Genomic DNA, 5,468 nt, shown 5'->3' with positions numbered 1-5,468 from the left:
GAGGTGGAGAACGCCAGCGTCATGCGCAAGCAGGAGCTGATGTTCGCGATCCTGAAGAAGCTCGCCGCGCAGGACGTTGAGATCATCGGCGACGGCGTGGTCGAGGTTCTGCAGGACGGCTTCGGCTTCCTGCGCTCGGCCAATGCGAATTACTTGCCGGGTCCCGACGACATCTATATCTCGCCTTCGCAAATAAGGCGCTTTTCGCTGAAGACTGGCGATACGGTCGAAGGACCGATCCGCAGCCCGAAAGAGGGCGAGCGCTATTTCGCGCTGCTCAAGGTCAACTCGATCAATTTCGACGACCCGGAAAAGATCCGCCACAAGATCCACTTCGACAATCTGACGCCGCTCTATCCGACCTCGCGGCTGAAGATGGAGATGGAGCACCCGACCTCGAAGGACATCTCCGCGCGCGTCATCGACTTGGTGGCGCCGCTCGGCAAGGGCCAGCGCGCGCTGATCGTGGCGCAGCCGCGCACCGGCAAGACGGTGCTGTTGCAGAACATCGCGCATTCGATCACCACCAACCATCCGGAATGCTATCTGATCGTGCTTCTGATCGACGAGYGTCCCGAGGAAGTGACCGACATGCAGCGCTCGGTAAAGGGCGAGGTTGTCTCCTCGACCTTCGACGAGCCGGCCGCCCGCCACGTGCAGGTCGCCGAAATGGTGATCGAGAAGGCCAAGCGCCTGGTCGAGCATGGCCGCGACGTCGTCATCCTGCTCGATTCGATCACGCGTCTCGGCCGCGCCTACAACACTGTGGTGCCGTCATCCGGCAAGGTGCTGACTGGCGGTGTCGACGCCAACGCGCTGCAGCGCCCGAAGCGCTTCTTCGGCGCCGCCCGCAACATCGAGGAAGGCGGCTCGCTCACCATAATCGCCACCGCGCTGATCGACACCGGCAGCCGCATGGACGAAGTCATCTTCGAAGAGTTCAAGGGCACCGGCAATTCGGAAATCGTGCTCGACCGCAAGGTGGCCGACAAGCGCATCTATCCGGCCATGGACATCCTCAAGTCCGGCACCCGTAAGGAAGACCTGCTGGTGCCGCGCCAGGATTTGCAGAAGATCTTCGTGCTGCGCCGGATTCTCGCGCCAATGGGAACGACCGACGCGWTCGAGTTCCTCATCGACAAGCTYAAGCAGACCAAGACCAACGCCGATTTCTTCGATTCGATGAATACGTGATTGGGTTGAGGCGAGGATCRCATCGAGGATGGCTCCTCCTCCGGTTGTTGCCAATGGTGGACGCCGGCGCTGCCCCTCATTGCCCTGCCGGGCATTTCTCCCCGTAAACGGGGAGAAAGAGGCAGCTGTGGCTGCAGCGCTTCTTTTTGCAACGTTGGCGATTGGCGAAATCGGTGGCGACGGCGCCCTTCTCCGCGTACTACGGGGGAAAAGATAGCGGCAGCCAGATGAGGGGCGGCGCCGACGCTCGAGACAATCCGAGGGATAGCGTTGCGCTTTTATTCGCCGCTCAGCCCTTACCCCCGCCGCAACAGCTTCTCCAACTCCGCCGGCTCCGTCACTGCCGGCAGGCAGACCTGCCCGGTGCAGAACCAGGCGCCGGGCTTGTCCGTCGGCGGCAGTACGCCGCCGGGCAGCAGCGGTCGATTCGCTTGCGTACCGATCGGCACGACGATGTCCACCCGGCGCGGGTCAAGATTTCGATTCGCCACCGGAACAAGGGTTGCAGAATCCGGCTTGTCGACAAGAACGAGCTTCAGCGGTTCGACCACCATGGCACAGGCGTTGACGATRCCGGCCTGGCCATAGGCCTGGCGGGCGGCGCGGCCCATGGCGTGCTCGGYGGTCGTCCAGGCCTTTTCCCCAAGATCGGGATCGCCCGTGAGCGAGGAAAGCCGAACCAACGCCTCGACGATCTGGCTCGTCGCTGAGGGAATTGCCTCGTCGACATCGCCGCGGATACGGATCAGCACGTCGCCGCTGTCGGATGCCGTCAGGTAGTAACCGGTCTTTTCGCCATCCCGATGCCAGTGGTCGAGCTCGCCGACGAACTGCCTGGCGTGATCCGAATAGGCCGGATCACCGGTCGCCTCGAACAGCGCGATCGCGGCATTGGTCATCGCGGCATAGTCGCTCGACAGCGCCGGAAAGAGTTTCTTCTCACCCAGCATGGAGTGCGGCAGTCGGCCGTCCTCGCCGGCATTGACGATATGGGCGAAGGCCTTTGCTGCGGCGCCGATCCAGTCAGGTCGCGCTAAAGAGCGGCCRGCCTCCGCCAGCGCCGCGATCATCAATCCGTTCCAATCGGTGAGAGCTTTGCCGTCGCGGCCGGGCCTGACGCGCTGTTCCCGATTGGCCAGCAGCTTTGCCTTCAGTGGCGACAGGTTGGCATATTCGGTGATGCCCTTCCGTTGCTGCGCCTCGCTTTGGCGGATGATCGGCTTGCCTTCCCAGCCATGCGGAGCAGCGAGTTCGAAATAGTCGAAGAAGGCCGCTGAATCGCGGCCGAGTGCGGCTTCCACCTCGTCTCTGCTCCAGGTGTAGAACAGCCCTTCCTCGCCTTCGCTGTCGGCGTCGAGACTGGCGGCAAAGGCGCCGCCTTCGATCCGCATCTCGCGCAGCAGCCAGGCAATCGTTTCCTCGATTCGCCTCCGGAACAAATCATTGCCTGTTGCGGCATAGGCCCAGTTGCAAAGGCGAACGAGCTGGGCGTTGTCGTAAAGCATCTTCTCGAAATGCGGCACCAGCCATTCGGCATCGGTTGAATAGCGGCTGAGGCCGCCGCCGACATGGTCGTAGATGCCTCCGGCGAGCATTTTCTCGAGGCTGAGCAGCACGGCGTCGCGATGCGCGGTGTGACCGTCGCGCARCCAGGACAGCCACAAGGTCTGCATGAAAGGCGCGTTGGGGAATTTCGGCGCGCCGCGCAGGCCGCCGGCTTCGCGGTCGATCATGCTGTCGATGCGGCCGGCGAGGTCGGCAAGCGTGTCGCGGTCGAGCACCGCCTTGCCTTTTGCGCCGGCGAGCTGCGATTCGACATGGGCGATAAGCCCATCGGCGCTCTCGGCGAGGCTCTGTTGCTTCTCCCGCCACGCGTTGTCGACTGCCTCCAGTACCTGGATAAAGCCTGGCCGGCCATAGCGCGGCTCACGGGGAAAATAGGTGCCGCCCCAGAAGGGCTTGCCTTCGGGGGTCAGGAATATGGTCAATGGCCAGCCGCCCTGCTCGCCCATCGCCTGGAGCGCCGCCATATAGATCTGGTCGATGTCCGGGCGTTCCTCGCGATCGACCTTGATATTGACGAAGAGCCGGTTCATGACGGCGGCGACGGTGTCGTTCTCGAAGCTCTCGTGCGCCATGACATGGCACCAGTGGCAGGCTGCATAGCCGATGGAGAGAAGGATCGGCCGTTCCAGCTCCTTCGCTTCGGCAAGTGCGGCCGGCGACCACGCCCGCCAGTGCACTGGATTGTCGCTGTGCTGCTGGAGATAGGGGCTGGCCTCTTCGGCAAGCAGGTTTCGCGCAGGCAGGGTCACGATGAACGGCTCGGCTTGGTTGTTGATGAGCAGGACAATTCCGGAAATGCTGCGCAGCGGCGTTCCGTCCGGAATTGCGTCGGAACAAAATAGGTAGGGCGGTTCGGCAGGGCCGGCAAATGGTTTCCCAAATGACTTCGAAGGATTCGATCGTCGCGCTTTCGAGCGGCCGCCTGCCGGCCGGAATCGCGGTTATCCGCATTTCTGGCCCGAAGACTCGATTCGTGGTCGAAACGATCGCCGGCGGCAATGTTAAGGATCGATTCACCACGTTGCGCAAGCTGATGGCGCCCGATGGCTCGGTCATCGACCACGGCCTTGTCGTGTTCTTTCCCGGACCGGGCAGCTTCACCGGCGAGGATGTTGCYGAGTTCCATGTGCATGGCAGCCGCGCCGTTGCCGCGAAGATGCTGGAGACGATTACCGGGTTTGACGGCGTCCGGCACGCCGARCCTGGAGAGTTCACGCGGCGCGCCTTTCTGACTGGCAAGCTCGATCTGGTCGAGACGGAGGCGCTGGCCGATCTGGTCAATGCCGAGACGGAAGCGCAGCGCCGCTTCGCCGTGCGCAATGCGGAAGGGGCGCAAAGCGAACTTTATTCCAGCTGGCGCCGCCGCCTCATCCATGCGCGGGCTATGATCGAAGCGGAGATCGATTTTGCCGACGAGGAGGATGTGCCAGGTTCCGTCTCGGAGGCGGTATGGTCCGACGTCGCGGCGATGATCGGCGAGATCGAAAGCCACATCCAAGGGTTCAAAGCCGCGGAGATTATCCGCGATGGTTTCGAGGTGGTCATCCTGGGCGCGCCGAATGCCGGCAAGTCCAGCCTGTTCAACGCGCTGGCGCGACGAGAGGCGGCAATCGTCACGGATGAGCCGGGCACGACCCGCGATTTGCTGGAAGTGGTGCTGGATCTCAACGGGATGCGGGTGCGGATTGTCGATACCGCCGGTCTGCGCGAGAGCGCCGGCAAGGTTGAAACGATTGGTATCGAGAGGGCGCGCGCCAAGGCCGGGGGCGCCGACCTCGTCCTGCTGCTGGAGGACATGGTGGATCCGCAGCCCGTGGGTACGGTTCCGGCTGGCGTTCCGCTGCTGACGATCGGGACCAAGGCCGACCTCAAGGCGGCAAACGATGATACCTATGACTGGGTTATTTCGTCCAAGGACGGCACGGGGCTTTCTGGGCTGCTGGAAGAAATCGGCCGCCGGGYGGCGTCGGCGATCGGCGACGCGGGGGACGTTCTGCCGTCCAGGCTTAGGCATGTCGAACTGTTGAAGCAAGGGAAGGACTTTCTTGGCACAGCCCTGGCGGGACAGAGCCAGGAGCTGCGCGCGGAAGATCTGCGTTTGGYGACGGATCGAATCGGGCGCATCATCGGCTCGGTCGATGTCGAGGATATGCTCGACGTCATCTTTTCGCAGTTCTGCATCGGTAAGTGATTCACGTGAAACACTTTGCGGTCTGCGATGATTGGTGATTCACGTGAAACAGCGGCAGGATGCGCCTGATGCGTGTTTCACGTGAAACGAGTCGTCCAGGCGCGACTGAGTGTCGGAGGTTCGCCCTGCCCCTCACCTGCCTGCGCTGTCTTCGCGGCTTCGCCAAACGCCGATGTTCCAAGTCGAGAGCCGGCGTCGCGGCCAGCCCACTTCTCCCCGTCTGTACGGGGAGAAGGTGCCGGCAGGCGGGATGAGGGGCAGCGCCGACGCCTCGTGGTGATCACCGCTGCAGTTCCTGCCACTGCATCCTTGACAGCCAGCGCCGACGGGGACATGTGTCGGACAATCTCTGAAACCGGATTCTTGAAATGACCAATCACTATGATGTGGTGGTGGTGGGCGGTGGCCATGCCGGGTGCGAAGCGGCAAGTGCGGCCGCGCGGGCCGGCGCCAAGACCGCGCTGGTGACACTGCGTTTCGACACGATCGGCGTCATGTCCTGCAACCCGGCCATCGG

General features: G+C 63.0%; 4 protein-coding genes. 3 read left to right on the top strand and 1 reads right to left on the bottom strand.

What is annotated here, in order from left to right:
• The coding region (gene rho, locus ORS3428_RS05595; protein WP_071095349.1) for a transcription termination factor Rho at positions 1–1,194 on the top strand (1,194 nt) is incomplete at its 5' end.
• A 296-nt stretch (positions 1,195–1,490) separates the two neighbouring features.
• Here rho and ORS3428_RS05590 read toward each other — a convergent pair.
• A complete protein-coding gene (locus ORS3428_RS05590; RefSeq protein WP_071095347.1) occupies positions 1,491–3,509 on the bottom strand; it encodes a thioredoxin domain-containing protein in 2,019 nt (672 codons plus the stop codon).
• 131 nt (positions 3,510–3,640) lie between these two features.
• Between ORS3428_RS05590 and mnmE the strand changes: the two genes are divergently transcribed.
• On the top strand, positions 3,641–4,951 hold the full coding sequence (gene mnmE, locus ORS3428_RS05585) for a tRNA uridine-5-carboxymethylaminomethyl(34) synthesis GTPase MnmE (RefSeq protein ID WP_071095344.1): 1,311 nt from the start codon (positions 3,641–3,643) through the stop codon (positions 4,949–4,951).
• Positions 4,952–5,319: 368 nt separating this feature from the next.
• Positions 5,320–5,468: FAD-dependent oxidoreductase (locus ORS3428_RS31175; protein ID WP_122984374.1), on the top strand; the 149-nt coding region annotated here is incomplete at its 3' end.

The organism is Mesorhizobium sp. ORS 3428 (assembly GCF_001854785.1).
GTDB lineage: Bacteria > Pseudomonadota > Alphaproteobacteria > Rhizobiales > Rhizobiaceae > Mesorhizobium.
Note: the sequence above shows the minus strand (reverse complement) of the source record. Positions and strands in the feature narration are given on the sequence as shown.